Annotated in this window: 12 protein-coding genes; 4 read left to right on the top strand and 8 right to left on the bottom strand. The window is 72.6% G+C overall.

Annotated elements, in window-relative coordinates; genetic code table 11:
- Positions 1–68: 68 nt before the first annotated feature.
- The gene (locus AB0J55_RS01765; RefSeq protein ID WP_364241300.1) at positions 69–647 is read right to left on the bottom strand and encodes a TetR/AcrR family transcriptional regulator; all 579 of its coding nucleotides are present in this window, start codon (positions 645–647) and stop codon (positions 69–71) included.
- Between the two features lie 81 nt (positions 648–728).
- On the opposite strand from AB0J55_RS01765, the gene AB0J55_RS01760 reads away from it, so the two are divergent.
- The 3 genes from AB0J55_RS01760 (at position 729) to AB0J55_RS01750 (ending at position 7,059) form a co-directional block, all read left to right on the top strand.
- Complete coding sequence (locus tag AB0J55_RS01760; RefSeq protein WP_364241297.1) at positions 729–1,676, top strand: NADP-dependent oxidoreductase; 948 nt, start codon at positions 729–731, stop codon at positions 1,674–1,676.
- Between the two features lie 188 nt (positions 1,677–1,864).
- Complete coding sequence (locus AB0J55_RS01755) at positions 1,865–6,040, top strand: hypothetical protein (RefSeq protein WP_364241294.1); 4,176 nt, start codon at positions 1,865–1,867, stop codon at positions 6,038–6,040.
- Positions 6,037–7,059 carry a hypothetical protein gene (locus AB0J55_RS01750; protein ID WP_364241291.1) on the top strand — a complete coding sequence of 341 codons (1,023 nt, stop codon included), beginning with the start codon at positions 6,037–6,039 and terminating at the stop codon, positions 7,057–7,059. Before AB0J55_RS01755 ends, AB0J55_RS01750 begins: the two co-directional genes overlap by 4 nt.
- Positions 7,060–7,253: 194 nt before the next feature.
- On the opposite strand, the gene AB0J55_RS01745 is transcribed toward AB0J55_RS01750, so the two are convergent.
- From AB0J55_RS01745 to AB0J55_RS01725, 5 genes are all read right to left on the bottom strand, one after another.
- The gene (locus AB0J55_RS01745) at positions 7,254–8,951 is read right to left on the bottom strand and encodes an alpha/beta fold hydrolase (RefSeq protein WP_364241288.1); all 1,698 of its coding nucleotides are present in this window, start codon (positions 8,949–8,951) and stop codon (positions 7,254–7,256) included.
- 62 nt (positions 8,952–9,013) lie between these two features.
- Positions 9,014–9,505: an RDD family protein gene (locus AB0J55_RS01740; protein ID WP_364241285.1), complete on the bottom strand. Its 492-nt coding sequence runs from the start codon at positions 9,503–9,505 to the stop codon at positions 9,014–9,016.
- Positions 9,506–9,542: 37 nt separating this feature from the next.
- Positions 9,543–10,193, bottom strand: coding sequence for a response regulator transcription factor (locus AB0J55_RS01735; RefSeq protein WP_364241282.1), 651 nt, complete (start codon positions 10,191–10,193; stop codon positions 9,543–9,545).
- Positions 10,193–11,383, bottom strand: coding sequence for a histidine kinase (locus AB0J55_RS01730; RefSeq protein WP_364241279.1), 1,191 nt, complete (start codon positions 11,381–11,383; stop codon positions 10,193–10,195). Before AB0J55_RS01730 ends, AB0J55_RS01735 begins: the two co-directional genes overlap by 1 nt.
- Before the next feature lie 25 nt (positions 11,384–11,408).
- Positions 11,409–11,855 (bottom strand): hypothetical protein, encoded by a 447-nt coding sequence (locus AB0J55_RS01725; protein ID WP_364241276.1) that lies wholly within the window; start codon positions 11,853–11,855, stop codon positions 11,409–11,411.
- 346 nt (positions 11,856–12,201) lie between these two features.
- Between AB0J55_RS01725 and AB0J55_RS01720 the strand changes: the two genes are divergently transcribed.
- Positions 12,202–13,302, top strand: a complete 1,101-nt coding sequence (locus AB0J55_RS01720; RefSeq protein WP_364241273.1) for a hypothetical protein — start codon at positions 12,202–12,204, stop codon at positions 13,300–13,302.
- Positions 13,303–13,420: 118 nt separating this feature from the next.
- Here the strand turns inward: AB0J55_RS01720 and AB0J55_RS01715 are convergent, their stop codons facing one another.
- A complete protein-coding gene (locus AB0J55_RS01715) occupies positions 13,421–14,683 on the bottom strand; it encodes a cation:proton antiporter (protein WP_364241270.1) in 1,263 nt (420 codons plus the stop codon).
- 335 nt (positions 14,684–15,018) lie between these two features.
- Positions 15,019–16,656: a vWA domain-containing protein gene (locus AB0J55_RS01710; RefSeq protein WP_364241267.1), complete on the bottom strand. Its 1,638-nt coding sequence runs from the start codon at positions 16,654–16,656 to the stop codon at positions 15,019–15,021.
- Positions 16,657–16,702: the final 46 nt, after the last annotated feature.

The raw sequence follows: 16,702 nt of genomic DNA, 5'->3' as shown, positions 1-16,702 counted from the left end.
CGAGTCCAGGTTACGCGGAGCGCGAGCAGCCCGACCGCGACCGGCGACCGCGTTCCGGCGGCCTGCGGTCAACCACGGGCCGAGGACCGGAGTCCGTCCAGCAGCAGGTTCAGCAGGCGGTCCGCCGTCGCTTCCCGCCCGGGCGAACCGGCCACGGTGAAGATGCCGATCAGCGCGGCAGCGATGTCTTCGGCCGGGACGTCGGCGCGGAGTTCCCCGCTCGCGCGGCCGGCTTCGAGGATGGCCTCGACGGCGGCGAGCAGCTCGGTCCGGGTGTCGGCGTGGGCGATCTCCCCCGATTCGACCATCGCGAGCAGCGTGTCGAGCATCCCGTTCTTGGTGGCGATCCACTCCCCGAACAGGTCCATCCAGCGCCGCAGCGCGGTGGGCGGGTCGAGCCGGGCGAGCAGCTCACGGGCCCCCGTGGTGAGCCGCGAGACCTGGTCCCGGTAAACCGCGTCGACCAGCGACTCGCGGGTCGGGAAATGCCGGTAGAGCGTGGCGATCCCGACCCCGGCTTCGTGGGCGATCGCCCGCATCGACGGCTCGTCCCCGGCCGAGGCGAACATGCGGGTCGCCACGTCGAGCAGCTGCCGGCGGTTGCGGGTCGCGTCCGACCGCGGGCCACGGGTCCTGGGGGCAGCCAAAACGGATCACGCTCCACTTATGCTAGGTTGGGTCACGTTAACCGAAGCGTAGTCCGTTTAAGGTTCAGGAGGCGGATGGGCATGGGAAATTCGACGGTCACCACGAGCCGGGTGGTCCGGTTCGAGTCGTTCGGCGGACCGGAGGAGTTGCAGATCTGCGAGGTACCGGTGCCGCAGGCCGGCCCGGGACAGATCCGGGTGCGGGTCACCGCGGCCGGCCTCAACCCGATGGACTGGTTCATGACCTCCGACGCGGAGACCGCCGCGCGCTTCGGCTTGAGCCTCCCGTGCGGGTTCGGCACCGACTACGCCGGGGTCGTGGACCAGGTCGGGGCCGGGGTGAGCGGATTCGCGGCCGGCGACCGGGTGTTCGGCGGCGCCCTGTCCCGCGCGGTCGCCGACCACGTCCTCGTGGACGTGGCGGGGACCATCGCGGCGGGCGGCGAGGCGCACCGCACCCCGGACGGCGTCGACGACCGCACCGCCGCCACCCTGGCCATCGCGGGCTGCACGGCGGCCGCGGCGCTCGCCGTGGTGGAGCCGGGTCCGGGCGACACGGTGCTCATCGGCGGCGCGGGAGGCGGGGTCGGCGTGTTCGCCGTCCAGCTCGCCCGTCTCGCGGGCGCGCGGGTGATCGGGACGGGCTCGGCCACCTCGGCCGGCGCCCTGCGCGCCCTGGGGGCCGAGCCGGTGACCTACGGCGACGGCCTGGCCGGCCGGGTCCGCGCGCTGGCCCCCGGCGGCGTCACCGCGGCCGTGGACCTGCACGGCGCGGACGCGGCGCAGGCCGCCCGCGAACTCGGCGTACCCGACGAGCGCATCACCGCCATCGCCGCCCGGATCGACGGGATCAGGCCGGCGAACGGCGCGGACGCGGCCCCGCAGGCGGTTGAGGAGATCGCCGGCCTGGTGGCGGCGGGCCGGCTCCGGGTACCGATCGCGGCGAGCTTCCCGGTCGAGCAGATCCGCGCCGCGGTGGAACTCCAGGCGGGACGCCACGTGCACGGGAAGGTCGTCATAGACCTTTAGTCGCCGGGGCCGTGACGCCTCGGCAACGCCCGGATCGCGCCGCCGCGACGGGGTGACCGGCATCCTGCGCTCCAATGTGGCGTTGGTTGCGTCTGACGCACCCAATGTGGCGTTCGGTGCGTCTGACGCACCGAACGCCACATTGGGGCGCTCACTCGGCAACCCGAGCTGACCAGTGAAGGCACCGGATGCCCCCGCTCCTGAAGGTCCGCGCTCCGCGACCGGCCGCCCCCGCGGCGTTGCCTGCGGCCGGGGTACGCGGCCCGGGAGCCCCCGCCGCGGCGGGCCCGGCCGCATCGGACGTGGTCCACGCCCGTGCGCTGCTGGGCAACGCCGCGGTGACCGCGGCGACGGGTGGCCTGCCGAACACCCCCGAGCCGCGGCTGTCCCCGTGGACCGCACAGCTGATGCTGGCCGGCCAGAACCTCGTGGGCAACCAGGCCGTCGCGAACCAAGCCATGGCGCTGGCCCCGGCCCGGCCCACGCCTGCGCCTGAGAAGCCCCCGCCCGCCAAGCCGGCCACCCGCAGGACCGAGGCGCAGCCCGCGCCGGCCCCGGACGAGAAGGACCTGGCGGCAGGCAAGACGACCGGAGAACGCCCGGAGCGGGGTGCCAAGCCGGAGAAGGGCGCCGGCTCCCGCTCACCCGCAGCCGATCCGAAGTTCCAGGCCCTGAAGAAGGACGTCGACACCAAGAAAAGGACCATCGGCACGAGCCATCCGCCGGCGGCCGCGGAAGCGGGTGCGGCCCAGGACGCCGCCCAGGCCCCGGCGGACGACCAGGAGGCCCGGGGCAAGGCGGCGCACGCCGAGGACATGGCCGCCGCCCAGCCGAAGGAGTTCGACAAGCAGGCGTTCATCCAGGCGGTCAGGAAAGCCGTCGCCGACAAGGCCCCGAAGAACCTCGACGAGGCGGACAAGTTCGGTGAGTCGGGCAAGGCCGAAGAGGTCAAGACCGAGGTCCAGGGCAAGGTCGGCGCGGGCAAGGACGCCTCGGCGCAGGAGATCGCCGAAACGACGGCGGCACCACCGCAACCGGCTCCGGACGCCAAGCGGGTCATCCCCATGGCCGCGGACCGCGTGCCGGGCAAACCGGGCACCCCGGACCCCACCCGGGCGGCCCCGGACCGGCTGCCCCCGTCGGCCACGGACCTGTCGGCGGGCCCGGACCAGGTCGACCGGCAGATGGCCCAGGCCCAGGTCACCGACCAGCAGCTGGCGTTCAAGAACTCCCGGGAACCGCAGTTCGACAAGGCGGTCAACGAGAAGAAGGCGATGGAGGCGCACTCGGAGGCCGCCCCGAAGAAGCTGCGTGCCGCCGAGGACGGCGAGCTCGACCAGGTCAAGAGCACGGCCGCCGCCCGCGGGTCCGCCGCGATGGCGGGCATCCACGCGACCCGCGTGGCCACCGGCCGGCAGGTCGGCACCGGCAAACAAGGCGCGAAGAAGACCGACGAGGACAAGCGGAAGGAGGTCACCGACCTCCTGCAGCAGGTCTTCGACCGGACCAAGTGCGACGTCGAGAAGATCCTGACCGACCTGGACAAGAAGGTCGACGACCAATTCACGACGCAGGAGAAGCGGGCGCGGGACCGCTTCACCCGCGAGCACGAAGAGGGCATGCAGCGGTACAAGGACGAGCGCTACGGCGGCGCGTTCGGCTGGGCCCGCTGGACCCGGGACCTGTTCGCGGGCCTGCCCGAGGAAGCCAACCGCATCTACGAACGCGCGCGGGACACCTACCTCGCGGCGATGGACCAGCTCATCACCGACATCGCCGGCACCGTCGAGGCCGAGCTGAAACGCGCCAAGGACCGCATTTCCGCCGGCCGCAACGAACTGAAGGCCGCGGTCGACAAGCTCCCGGCCGACCTGAAGGCGATCGGCCGCGAAGCAGCCTCGGATTTCGAGGGCAAGTTCGACGAACTGAAGGACACGGTCGACGACAAGGGCACCGAACTCGTCGACACCCTGGCCACCCGGTACACCGACGCGGTCAAGTCGGTGGACGCGGAAATCGCCGCCGAGAAGGAGAAGAACCGGGGCCTGGTGGCCAAGGCCGCCGACGCGATCGGCGGCGCCATCGAGGCCATCGCCGAACTGGGCCGGATGCTGATGGGCGTCCTCCGCAAGGCGGTGGCGGCCGTCGGCGCCATCCTGAAGGATCCGGTCGGCTTCCTGGGCAACCTGGTCACCGGCGTCGGGGGCGGCCTGAAGCTGTTCATGAAGAACGCGGGCCGCCACCTGGAGGCCGGCGTGCTGGCGTGGCTACTGGGCACCGGCGCGACGATCGGCCTGCAGCTGCCCAGGACGTTCGACATCCTCGGCATCGTGAGCCTGATCGCCACCGTCCTCGGGCTGTCCTGGCCGAACCTCCGCGCCCGCCTGGCCCGCAAGGTCCCCCACCAGGCCCTGGTCGCGGCGGAAACCGCCGTGCCCTTGGTCGCCGAAGTCAAACGCCGGGGCGTGGCCGGGATGTGGGACGACCTGAAGACCCGCGTCGGCGACCTGAAGAAGGACCTGATCGGCCACCTGGTCTCCTTCCTGCTCCCCACGATCGTCATCGCCGGCATCACCTGGATCGTGTCCCTGTTCAACCCCGCGTCGGCGTTCATCCGCGCCTGCAAGATGATCATCGACATCATCCGCTTCATCGTCACCAACGCCCGCCAGATCGTCGACTTCGTCAACGCCGTCCTCGACGCGGTCCTGGCCATCGCCCGGGGCGGCACCGGCGGCGTCCCCGCACTGGTGGAACGCGCCCTGGCCCGCGCGATCCCGGTCCTCATCGGCGCACTGGCGGCTCTGCTGGGCATCGGCGGCATCGCCGGCAAGGTCAAGGAGGCCTTCCAGAAGCTCGCCCGTCCGGTGAACCGGGCCATCGACTGGGTCATCGACAAGATCGTCGGCCTGATCAAGAAACTCTGGTCCAAGCTCAAGTCCCGGCGCGCCCGGCCGTCGCGCCACGGGAAGCCACGCCGGCCACGGCGGCCGGGCCGGCCCAAGGACCGGGTGAGCCGCCGGGACAACACTCCGGACGGCCGGCGGAAGCGGTTGCACGCCGCGGTCGCCGCCGGGGTCCGTGCGGTCAACCGGCTGCGCGGGCGCACGGTCGCGCGCCGGCTGATCGAACCCCTGCTGACCGTGATCCGCCTCCGGTACGGCCTGTCCGTGCTCCAGCCGGTGGAACAGGGCGGCCGATGGGCGGTCCACGGCGTGATCAACCCGGAGCTGACCGGGCCGACCGCGAAGGGCGCCGACGGCGGCGACAACCCGAACTTCGCAGCGGACGCGAAGAGGTTCGAAGAGGTGCTGGGCTCGAAGGCGGCCGTGCACCCGAACGCGACCTCCGCGCTGGCGGGCATGGCCGCGAAGGCGAAGAAGTACCTCATCGAGGCGGCCGGTAGCTGGGACTACGCGAACTCGGCGCTGCACGTGCTGATCACGAAGATCGCGTCCGCGAACGTCGAGCTGGCGACCCGGGCCGGCTCGGTGGTCGACCTCGAGGCCGTGCAGGCGGAGGCGGACGAGGCCGCGCGGCAGGCGATGCTGATGAAGCCGGTCATGGCGGTCTTCGACGAGGGCGCGCTGTCCGAGCGCTTCACCCACGTCATCAGCTTCTACAGCAACGTGCTGGGCCCCGATCTCCTCGATCCGAGGCGGTTCCGGGAGCAGGTGACCGGCTGGATCGTCGCGGTGGACCTGGATCTGGACCGGCTGAGGATTCTGGCGAAGGCCGTTCGGAGACCCGGACGACGCAGCCTCCGGGGCGCGATGGGCACCGTGCCGAGGGGATCCGACGTCGAGTTCCAGGGACGGGCGAGAATCAGCCGGGATCGGAGCGAGAGCAGGGCGATCGACCTGCGGGCCGGCGAGCTCGGCCTGCCGATGACCGAACGCGAGGTGGCGCAGCAGCGGTCGCTCCAGGCGGATTGGGACCCGGAGCTGCACACCCTGAAGTGGGAAGCCGGCTCCAAGGAGTGGCGGATCAGGGAGGAGGGCGAGTTCAAGATGAACCGGGTGCGGGGCCGCAAGGCACAGGAGTGGGCGCGGCGCATGCAGGAGCTCGGCATCCCGCTCGCCGCCGGCCCGTCGGGAACCACCAACGTTATGATGAACGTGGCGGTGGTGTTCCGGGCCGACCGGTACGACGCCAGGCTCGCCTGCATCGGCTTCCTGCTCGGCTACCGGCACCACTCCCTGGTCGAGGTGCTGGCCGCCGCGGAGCCGTTCGGCTGCTCGTACACGAAGGGCCGGAAGATGTACCGGCACATCAAGCCGATCGACGAACAGACCTTGCGCGCCTACGGCGGCGGCAAGTTCCCCGACGAGCCGGCCGCCCCGGGGAAGGACGGCGCCCCGTGACGAGGCGGTGCCGCCCCTACCCGCAGCTGGTCGGTGCGGACTGCTGGCTGCCCGTCGAAGCCTTCGAATTCGGCTGGGCCACCGCGGTCGGCTGCAACAACCTGCGCTGCCCGGACTGCGGGGAGGCGGTGCGGTGGGACGGGCAGCCGGGCCGCACGGTTCGCCGCTACTGGTGTGCCTGCCAGGAACACCTGGAGACCTGGACCTACTGGATCGGCGGGGAGCCGGAGGACCTGTACCCGGAAAAGCTCGCCTGGTACTGCGACGGTCACCCGGACCTGAAGCTGCCGGCGGTTCTCGACGGCGTGACGCTGGATCCCGGGACCGGCTGGGGCGCGGTCGCCGCCGCCGCGATGCTGGAGGAGCCGTTCCACCCGCCCCGCATCGACATCCGCCAGGCGTGGCTGGTCCGGCTGTACCACCTGCTCCCCCGCGACCGGGCGAAATTGAGCACGGCGATCGCCGACTTGATGTACGCCACCGATCCACGCCTGGTCGTGGGCGCTCTCGAGTTCTTCACCACCGAACGGAAGGCGCCCGGCGCGGAACGCATCACCGACGTGGTGACCACGCGCCGGGACTGGCTGGCGGCGGCCCACGACCCGCGCACGCCGTCCGTGCCGCTGCTCGACGACGCGGTGCTCCTGCTGCACACCCGGCTCCTGGACACCGGCCGAGCGACCGACCGGCCGGCGCTGGCCCTGGCCAAGGAGCTGGCGCTGTCGGGCATCGGCCCGCACGAAACCGCGGCGACGCTCCTCGACCACGACCGGAAGTGGCTCTGGGCCAACGCACGCTCGCTGATCCACGCGAACCCGGACTGGGCGGCCGACCTCGCCTACCTGGCCACGCAGCAACGCGCCTCGATGCGGCCCCGGCTGCTGCGCGACCTCGCCGCCGCCGCCCCGGACGCGACCCGCAAAGCGGTCACCGAACGCATCCCCGAGCCGGAACGGCAGCGGCTCCTCAAGCTGCTTCACGAGGCCGATGCGGAAGGCGGCCCGGACGAACCCGGCTGACCAGGCTCCCCGGTGAGCGAGGTCGACCGGCGGCCCGCCGCTCGGCATGGCCGTCCGCGGCCCGCAACTGTCCACTTCGGACGCCGCCGTCGCCGGCTTCCGGGCCGCCGCCGGACGCGGGCCTCTGCGCAGCGAACTCGCCGAACCACCGGCCCCGGACAGCGAGCTGCTGCCACGCCTCGGGGACGAACCCGTCAGCGCCCGTCGTTGAGTTCGCCGATGCTGCGGCGCACGGCGAGGCGCAGGGCCGGCTCGCGGGTGTCGGCGGCACTGGCCGTCGCCGCGTGGGGGCCGGTGACCGGGCCGGCCACCGGGAAGACGCGGTCCTCGCCCGGCAGGGGCACGCCCGGGCAGGTGACCGAGCCCGGGCGGGAATTCGCCGTCAGGAAGACGTTGACCATGCCGTCGACGCACGGGTTGCCGCCCAGGGCGTACTGGCCGTGGAACGCGGCGTCGTCGACCGACACCAGCGGGACCCCGGCGGCGCGGACCGCCGAACGTGCTTGCTCGTACCCGGTTTGCGGGTCGAACTCGCCCTGGACCACCAGCACGTGGGCCGCCGCTTCGGGCGGGAGGCCGGTCAGGGCCTGCCGGGGGCGGTCGGACCAGAACCCGCACGGCTCGGTCAGCCCGTAGGCCCAGCCGAAGATCGGGTACTGCGGGCCCTGCCGGTCGGACAGCCGCTTGTACCAGCCGGCGGTCCTGGTCGGCTGGTCGCCGCAGGCCACCGCGTAGCGCGTCCCGGAAACCTTGCGGTAGTCCGGTTCCGCCGCCGCCAACCCGGCGGCGACGTCGGTGCCGGTCAGCTGGGCCAGCCGCTTGCCGAACACGGCCGTCGACCACGTGTCCAGCGGCCCGGCGAGCGCGGCCGGGGCCTGGACGGGCTTGCCGTCGAGTTGCCCGGCCCCGGCGACGAGGACCGCGGCGTCGAGGAGCCACCGGATCTCGTGGCCGTTGCCGACGAACAGGGCGTCGAACTGGTCCGGCGCCACGCCGAACCCGGCGTAGAAGGCGCGCAGCCGCTCGATCTTCTGCTTCACCTCGGCGGGGGACGCGCCGAGCTGGGCGGGGAACTGCCGGGCCAGCCACGGCACGAAGACCTCGTCGGTCTGCCGCTGGCCGATCTTCGGGAACGCCTCGAAGTCGGCCTGCAGCCGGCCTTCGAAGTCGACGCTGGAGTCGAGCACCACCTTGCCCGCGCGGGCCGGGAACAACGACGCGTACTTGGCGCCGAGCCAGGTGCCGTAGGAGTACCCGAGATAGTTGAGCTTTTCGTCGCCGAGCAGCGTCCGGATCAGGTCCATGTCGTGCGCGGTCTGCCACGTCGTGACGAACGGTGCGACCGCGTCGCTCTGGCACGCCTCCGCGATCGCCCGCGGTGTCTTCTGGTGTTCGGCGATGCTCGCCGCCGAGCGGTCGCGCGCGTCGAGCGGCCCCTGCGGCAGCCGTCCCACCGGTACCTGGCAGACGAACCCGGCGTCGGCGGTCCCTTCGTGCCCGGTGCCGCGCGGGTCCATGCCGATGAAGTCGTACCGCTCGTTCACACTCGGCTCGAGGCCCGCCAGCGCACCGGCAAGGGAACTGCCCTGCCCGCCGGGACCACCCGGGTTCACCAGCAGCGCGCCGAGCCGTTCGCCCGTCGCCGCGACGCGGCTGATGGACACGCTCAGGTCCACCCCGGAATCCGGGTGCGCCCAGTCCCGCGGCACGGTGATCACGGCGCATTCGGCCGGCTTCGCCCCGTCGGCCACGGGGAACGGGCAGGCCCCCCAGGCCACCTGCTGGCCGGTGTAGCGGTCCGGAGTGGCCGCGGCGGCGGTTCCCGCCGGAAGCACCGGGACCGCGAGCAGCACGGCGGTGACCAGAAACCGGCTCGCTGTCTTGTTTTTCACGTGACGCCCCTCGTCCGGGTGAATGATCACCCGGAGTATGGCGCGCATTCCCGGCGCCGGGATCAACCAAAAGTACGAGGACCGGCCCGCACCACGAGGGTTCGCGCCACCAGGTCACCGATCCGCTGCCGGCGCCGGGAGACCACGATGCTGACGACGGCCACCAGCCCGAACAGCAGGCCGTCGACCGTCATCAGCAGCCACCGGAAGACGTAGGCGCGCGCTTTCGGTGGCCCGCCGCGCAGGGTTTCCACCCGCAGGCCCATGACCAGCATGCCCGGGGTGACTCCGCCCCGGCGCAGGGGAATCCAGATGTGGATCAGGGCGTCACAGGCGTAGTTGACGGCGAAGAACGTGATCGCCGGGCCCCACAGGATCGCCTTCGGCGGCACCCATCCCCACTGCAGCAACGGAATGAGGACGAGACCGGCCGCGAGCGCGGCGAACACCCCCAAGCCGGCGGCGAGCGCCTGGTCCAGCACCGCCTGCACCACCCGGCGTCCCGCCATCCGCAGCCGCTCCGGCCCTTCTCGCCGCCCGGCCGGGATGGTCACCGCGCTGACCGCACACTGGGCGAGTCTTGCACACCGGTCAACCCAGCAACCCCCGCTGCCACGCCCAGACGGCGATCTCCGTGCGGTTCCGGAGTTCGAGCTTGCGCTGCACGCTCGCCAGGTGCGTCTTGACCGTCGAGAGGGAGACGCGGAGGTCGTCGGCGATCTCCGCGTTGGTCCGGCCGCGGGCGACCGCGAGCACCACATCGGACTCGCGGTCGGTCAGCAGGCCCGGTGTCCCCTGCGCGCGCTGCCGCGCCTTTTCGGTGAACCGGGCCAGCAGGCGCACGGTCACCGACGGCGACACCATCGCCTCCCCGTGGGCCGCCGCGCGGACCGCGTCCACCAGCAGCTGCGGGCCGGCGTCCTTGAGCAGGAACCCGCTGGCGCCGCCGAGCAGGGCGGCGTAGACGTTCTCGTCCGCGTCGTAGGTCGTCACCACCACCACGCGCAGCGGTTGCGCGACCGCCGGCCCGGCCAGCAGTTCGGTGGCCCGCAGGCCGTCCACGCCGGGCATCCGGATGTCCATCAGCGTGACGTCCGGCCGCAGCTGCCGCGCCAGCCGGACCGCGGTCTCCCCGTCGGCGGCTTCGGCGATCACCTCGATGTCCGGCGCGGCGTCCAGCACCAGCCGGAATCCGGTGCGCACCAGCACCTGGTCGTCGGCGACGAGCACCCGGATGGTCATCAGAGCCCCCTCGGCAAGGCGTCGAAGGGCGCGTCCTCGCCGGCGAGCGGGAGCCGCGCCGTGACCGTCCAGCGCGCCCCGGGTGCCGGCCCCGCGGTCAGGCTGCCGCCGAGCATGGCCAGCCGTTCGGTCATGCCGATGATCCCGAACCCGCCGGCTGCGGCCCGGGCGGGCGCGGCGACACCGTCGTTGCTCACCTCGAGCACCAGGTCGTCGGCCTCGACGCGGGCGGAGACGATCACTTCGGTCGCGGCCGGCGCGTGCCGGCGGGCGTTGGCCAGCGCTTCGGTCACGACGCGGTGGACGGTCGTGGTCACCTGCGCCGGCGCCGGCAGCTGGTCCAGTTCCTCGGCGACGTCCACGCGGGCGGCGGAGCCGGCGGCCGCGCGCACCGCGTCGCCGAGCACGGCGCCGGACAGCAGGGGCACGTCCCGGGTGTCCCGCAGCATCCCGACCAGCCGGCGCGCGGCGGCCAGTGCCGCGCCGCCGGCTTCCTCGATCTCGCGGTAGACCGCCGCGTGCCCGCCGACGTCCGCGTTCGCTTCGGCGATCGCCCGGGCGGCCTGCACGCGGACGACGATCCCGCTGACGTGGTGGGACACCAGGTCGTGCAGTTCCCTGGCCAGCTGCAGGCGTTCCTGGCTGCGGACCCGGTCCAGCGCGTCGCGCTGCCTGCCGTCCGCCGCGCGCAGGATCAGCCCGACCCCGAGGCAGGCCCCCCAGTACGCCGCGGCCGCCACCGCCAGCAACGTCTCCGGTTCGCCGGCGCCGTAGCGGAGCAGGGGCGCGGCGATCATCACCGCACCGAGGGCCGGCGCCAGCGCGGCCGCGTGCTTCGGTTCGAGCTTGCGGCCGGCCGTGGCGGTGAGCAGCCCGGCGGCGACGATCTCGGCGACCGGCGGCTGGCTCCACGTGTGGGCAGTCACCGCCACGACCGTGCTGATCGCCGACAGCGCGACGACGACGCTTCCCAGCACGCCTACGTGGCGGGGGAAGCGCCGCCGCAGCACGGCCAGCACCGGGATCGCCGTCCCTGTGGAAGCCAGTGATCCGGTCAGCGGCGCGGCCCAGCCTCGGCCGGCGCCGGGTACGCGCAGCACCAGCACCACGTCGGCGACAATCGCCGCGGCCAGCACGGCGAGCTCGGTGCCGAGCATGCCGCGCCGGGCCCGGGCCCCCGCTCTGCGCATGGCCGTCATGATCCCGCGCCCCGGCTCAGCCCGCGCGCCGGACCCCGGCGACGTAGCGGTTGGACGGCGGCAGGTAGCTGAGCACCGTCGCGACGACGGCCACCCCGCAGCTCAGGTAGCCCGCCCACGACGGTTCGGTGGTGAGCAGCGAAGCCGCCTGCAGCAGGGTGAAGACGGTCAGCGTGACGCGGGCCCAGTTGCGGCCGGCCTTGAGCTTGAACGACAGCCACAGGTAGACGAGCGCGATGACCACGGCGATGGCGACCGGCACGGCCTGCGCGAACAGGGTGAGCCGGTCGAGCTGGTCCTGCGCCAGCGCGGGGTTCGCCCGCCGCAGCGCCGCCGCGATTTCGTCGCGCGCGCTCAGGACGAGCAGCCCGCCGGCGATGGCGGACACCGTGGACACCAGGAAGCCGAAGAAGGCGGCGATGATCGTGCTGGGCGGGTTCTCCCGCGCGGTTTCGGTAGTCATACCGGGAAGTTAGGACTCGCCGCGCCCCGGCACCGGTTGAGGCGAGCCCGTCTCGTACTTTCGGCCGAGGCGGCAATCCGTTCGCTCGGGGTGTGGCGAGGAGCCGGTCGCCCCCGTCCAGAGGCCGGCCTGGTGATCGACGACGTGCCCAGCACGAACCGGTGGCGTGCGCTACCTGGAGGTCCGCGTCCACCCGGAACGCATCCTCGCCATCGGCGTCGACTACGGCCCCTCCCTTTCCGGCGATACCTGCGATCGCAGCGACCTGTGGTCACGGAATCCGGCCTCGGGCCGGGGGCGGCCGAGGTAGCCTGACGCCCCGTGGCCCCGATCGAGGGAGAGGCCGGTGGACGTTTCCTCAGCGGTTCCCGAGGAGCTGCGCCCGGTGGTGGCGACGTCGTCCGGAACGGTGCGGCTGGTGTTCGTGCCGCGCGTCACGCGCCTGCTGACCAAGACGTGGGCCGGCAGCCTCGCCGTCCCGTTCGCGGTGGCCGGCCCGCTGCTCGTCTTCGTGGTCCTGCCCGTGGTCGCCGTCCTCTTCGGATGGGCTGCGATGTGGCACACCGCCCTGGTGCTCGGCGGTGTCCTCGCGGTCCTCGGTCTGGTGCTGTCGGTCATGATGCCGTGGAGCCTGCGTTCCGGCGCACGGTGGGTCGAGCTGAACCCGGCGGAGAACCCGGCGCGGGTGCTCGTCAAACGGCTGTCCGGGGCGACGCGGACCAGTGCGTTGCGGTCGATCGCCGTCGTCGAACACGTGAAGCTCGCCGAACCCGCCGGTGTCGAACTGGAGGTGCGCACGACGGACGAGACCGTCCGGGGCGCCGAGCGGCTCGAGGTGGACGCCCGGACCCTGGCGGAGTGGCTGAGCAGCCTGCCGGGCGTCGAGGTCGAACGCCGGCAGGTCGTCGACCGGGTGAATCCGACCCGCGACCGCTGGTGGCGGCGCCGGCAGGTGGCGGCGGTGTGGGACGTACCCGCCGACGCCGTACCCGTGATCGCGGACGAACTCGGGGTGCGCTGTGACGTCTTCGTCCCCCGCGCCGCCGCCAGGCAAGGGAACGTCCGGGCGATCGACGTCTACGACCCGGACGACGTCCAGGAGATCACCGGCCAGCTCTCCGGCGAAACCGTCGCGGCGTTCATGCTGCGCCGGCTGACGAGCTTCACGCGTGAAGCGAGGCTGCCCGCCGGCGACGACCCGCTGCTCCACCTCGTCAAGGACACCGGACTCGCCGGGCGGTACCGCACGGCGCTGCAGCACCTTCGCGATCCCGGCCCGGAAACCCACCCCGCCGTCACTTTCGCGCAGTACTCGCTGTGCCAGGCAGTACGCGGCGAGCCCGTTCCGGCGGCCGGGCCGGCGCGATGGACACCACCGCCCGACTTCGACGCGGTCCTCGCCACCTCGATGGCCGCCCCGTTCCCCAGACCGACCCGGTACGCCTGAACGAACCCCTCCTCCGACCCACCCCGCCAGGCGGCGGCTCAGCCGAGGTCGTCGCGTGGTCGATCCAGGTGCCCACGGAGCACAGCTCCACATTCCGTCGCCGACGCCCCGGACAGCGTCAGCGGCGGGCCCCGGGCCGGGTCAGCAGGTGCGTCAGCGGCTTGGCGCCCATCCCGTGCAGGACCACGCTGCCCAGGACGCAGACCACGGTGATGACCAGGATCGTGTCCGCCGCCGGCCCCTCGGGCAGCTTGTTGAACGCCAGGAGCCCGAACACGATCGTGGTCGTGCCCCGCGGGCCCAGCGCGCCGACGAGCAGGCGTTCCCGTCCGGCCAGCTTCGACCCGGCCAGCGAAAGGAGCACCGGGACCACGCGGACCACCGTGAGCACCGCGGCGCAGAACAGGACGACCTGCCACGAAACGCCCAGGGAGAACGCGAGGATGGCCGCGATGCCGACGACGAACCACATGGTGGTGGTCAGCAGGGTGGTCACGTCCTCCAGCAGGTGCAGGTCCTTGCCCAGGGCGTCGGCCCGGACCTCCGCGCGGTCGGCCCGGCCGTCGCGGACCCGGCGGGCCTTGAGCAGCCGGTGCAGGTAGCGGAAGGCGGTGCCGCAGACGAAGGAGGCAACGAAGCCGTTGCCGTCGACGGCGACGGTCGCGGCGTAGGTCAGCAGCGGCGCCAGCAGCACGACGATGCGCCCGGACTGGGCCGTCACCCACCCGGCGTGGTGGGCCCGGTCCAGCAGCCAGGCGAGGAGGCTGCCGATGACAACCCCGGCAACCAGGGCTTTGGCGGCGAAGGGCAGCGCAGTGGCGAGCGCGTCGATCGGTGTCCGCTGCTGGCTGTGGTCGCCGGCCAGGATCAGCGCGAAGAGGAACAGGGGTGACACGATCCCGTCGTTGTAGCCGCTTTCCACGTTCAGCACGCTGCGGACCCGCATCGACAAGGCGCGGTCGCGCACCAGCTGCTCCGCCGGCGCGAAGTCGGTCGGCATGGTGACGCCGGCGATGAGCAGCAGCACCGCCCACGGCAGGTCCGGGAACAGCAGCCAGCCCAGCAGCGCCGCCAGCGCGAGGCTCACCGGAAGGGCGACGAACAGCACCCTGGCCACCAGGCCGGGGTAACCGCCCCACAGCCGTCCGCCGCGCACTTCGGTGGCGTCGACGAACAGCAGCACCGCGAGGATGATCTCCGCGACGTGCTGCACGGCCTCGGTGTTCAGCACGGCCGCGATGGAGTCCTCGTACAGCAGGCCGACGAGGACCCCGGCCAGCACCATCACCACCGGCGCACCCAGGTTCCACCGGTCGAGCCGGGCCGCCGCCAGCGCCCGGACGACCATGGCGAAAGCGGCGGCGAGGAGCAGCAGGTTCATGCGCTCATTCTCGCGGACGGTCCTAAAAGGAGCGAACCCGGCTCAGCCGTTCGCACGAACTGTCCTTTGTGCTCACTGGCGTAGGACTGACCGCCACCGGGACGATCGGCGCGGTCTCCGCGAGCATGTCCCTGGCGACCGCCGCGGGAGCGATCGCGTTCAGCCGCCTGGCCGGCAGGACACCCCGGGTGCTGCTGCCCGTCGAGTTCGGTCTCGCCGCCGCGATCGCCGCCGGTCTGACCGCGTTCCTGCTGTGGCGCAACGACCAGCCGCTCAACGTCACCGAAGGCTGGCGGCCACCTCGACCGGGATCGAGGTGGCCGCCCGGCTCCGGGCTACCTCTCGGCCGACAGCTGGAACTCCACGCCGCCGAGGTCCTCGTCACCGCTGGACTGCGACACGCGGAACACGAAGTCCGTGCCCGCCGCCGCGTCCGTCGCGGTGAACGTCACCGCCGTCTCCAAGCGCTCCTTCGGCTGGATCACCAGCCCCTGCAGGACCGCCTGCTGGCCGCCGGTGATCTCGACCTGCGTCTCCCCCACCTGACGCACGCCGATGCCCTTCTGGCCGCTCGCTCGCCAGCGCTCGGCCAGCACCTTGCCGAGGTCGACGACCACCTTGCCGGGGCCGCCCGCGAACGGCTTGCCGGGCTGGGTGAACAGCAGGTCGGTGGGGGTGGCCCGCTCGAGGACCGGGTTGCCGAGGGTGAACGGGTGCGTCACCGGCGTGCCGGGCTTCAGCTTGACCGTGTCCACGTTGCGCCACGCGATGTTGTTGTTGTACCGCGTGTTGACCAGCGTGTTCGAGCCGGTCAGCTCCGGGTAGGTCATCGGGTCGGTCGCCGAGATCCACCGGGCGAGCAGGCAGAAGTGGCCCGGTCCCGGCACCGAGGTCCACGGGATCGTCACCTGGGTGGTGCCCGCCGGCACGGTCACCGTGGGCGAGGAGCCGATCGGGGTCCAGTCCATCGGCCACAGCGCCGCCCCGCCCTGCGCGGTGTAGGAGACCTCGACGTGGCCGGTCGACGCGCCGGATCCGCCCGGGCCCGGGTTGTTCAGCGTGACGACCACGTAGTTCGGCGGGCCGATGACCGGGTTGGTCCCCGCGCACGGCGGCGGCGACGTGCACACCTTGATGTCCGGGCTGGTCCAGATCGGGTTCAGGCCGTGCGGCGCGACCCCGGTGTCGGCCGGCGCGTCCTTGATGAACACGTCGGTCTTCCGGCAGTTCTTGAGCGCGTCGAGGATCGCCGCGCCCGCACCCGTGCCGTTGGCCGGCGTCGCCGCGTACGTGCCGCCGGTGGTGGTGGCGTAGTCCTGCATGATCGCCGCGATGCCGGGCAGCGCGTTCGTCTGGACGTAGACCGCGGAGACCTTGATGCCCTTGTTCGCCGCCTGCACCGCCCGCAGGTGGGCGTTGGCCTGGTCGGCCGCGGTGAAGGTGTCGTCGAAACCGCCCGGGTGGGCGTCGGTCACCAGGATGACCATCTTCGTCGCGTTGGAGCGCCAGGTCCCGGAGAAGTCGCCCGTCTGCGGACGCCCGATGGCGGGCAGGTTGTTGACGGCGGTGTTGACCGCTTCGTCGGACGCTTCGGGCTCACCGCCGCCGCCCGTCGCGGTCAGCGCGTTGATCTGCGGGGCGACCGTGCCCAGGTCGAGCGGCGCGAGGTCGGTCCGGACCGTCACGTCGTCCTTGAACGTGACCAGGCCGAGCTGGTAGTCGTTGCCCGAGTTGGCCTGCACGGCGGTGGCGATGTTGCCCAGTTCGTTCTTGATGTTGGTCAGCGCCGGGCCCATGCTGCCGGTGTCGTCGATGACGAACGCGACGTCGAGCGGCCCGCACGGCGAGTTGGGCGGCGGTGCGGCGGCCGGGGCCGCCGCCACGGGGGTCACGGGCAGGAACGCGGCCGCGGCGGCGAACGCGAGTGCGGCGGTCAACGGTCTGCGGCGCCGGGGCCGCGATCTGGTGGTCATCCGGTTTTCCCCTCGGAGAGTCGGAACAGGGACGGGAACCGAGCGT

Source organism: Amycolatopsis sp. NPDC049688 (assembly GCF_040674975.1).
Classification (GTDB): domain Bacteria; phylum Actinomycetota; class Actinomycetes; order Mycobacteriales; family Pseudonocardiaceae; genus Amycolatopsis.
Note: the sequence above shows the minus strand (reverse complement) of the source record. Positions and strands in the feature narration are given on the sequence as shown.

What these genes read in the sequence shown, in the direction of transcription:
- AB0J55_RS01725 (WP_364241276.1), bottom strand. Translation starts at nt 11,855, where the DNA reads ATGACTACCGAAACCGCGCGGGAGAACCCGCCCAGCACGATCATCGCC.
- AB0J55_RS01760 (WP_364241297.1), top strand. Translation starts at nt 729, where the DNA reads ATGGGAAATTCGACGGTCACCACGAGCCGGGTGGTCCGGTTCGAGTCG.
- AB0J55_RS01710 (WP_364241267.1), bottom strand. Translation starts at nt 16,656, where the DNA reads ATGACCACCAGATCGCGGCCCCGGCGCCGCAGACCGTTGACCGCCGCA.
- AB0J55_RS01735 (WP_364241282.1), bottom strand. Translation starts at nt 10,193, where the DNA reads ATGACCATCCGGGTGCTCGTCGCCGACGACCAGGTGCTGGTGCGCACC.
- AB0J55_RS01715 (WP_364241270.1), bottom strand. Translation starts at nt 14,683, where the DNA reads ATGAACCTGCTGCTCCTCGCCGCCGCTTTCGCCATGGTCGTCCGGGCG.
- AB0J55_RS01755 (WP_364241294.1), top strand. Translation starts at nt 1,865, where the DNA reads ATGCCCCCGCTCCTGAAGGTCCGCGCTCCGCGACCGGCCGCCCCCGCG.
- AB0J55_RS01730 (WP_364241279.1), bottom strand. Translation starts at nt 11,383, where the DNA reads ATGCGCAGAGCGGGGGCCCGGGCCCGGCGCGGCATGCTCGGCACCGAG.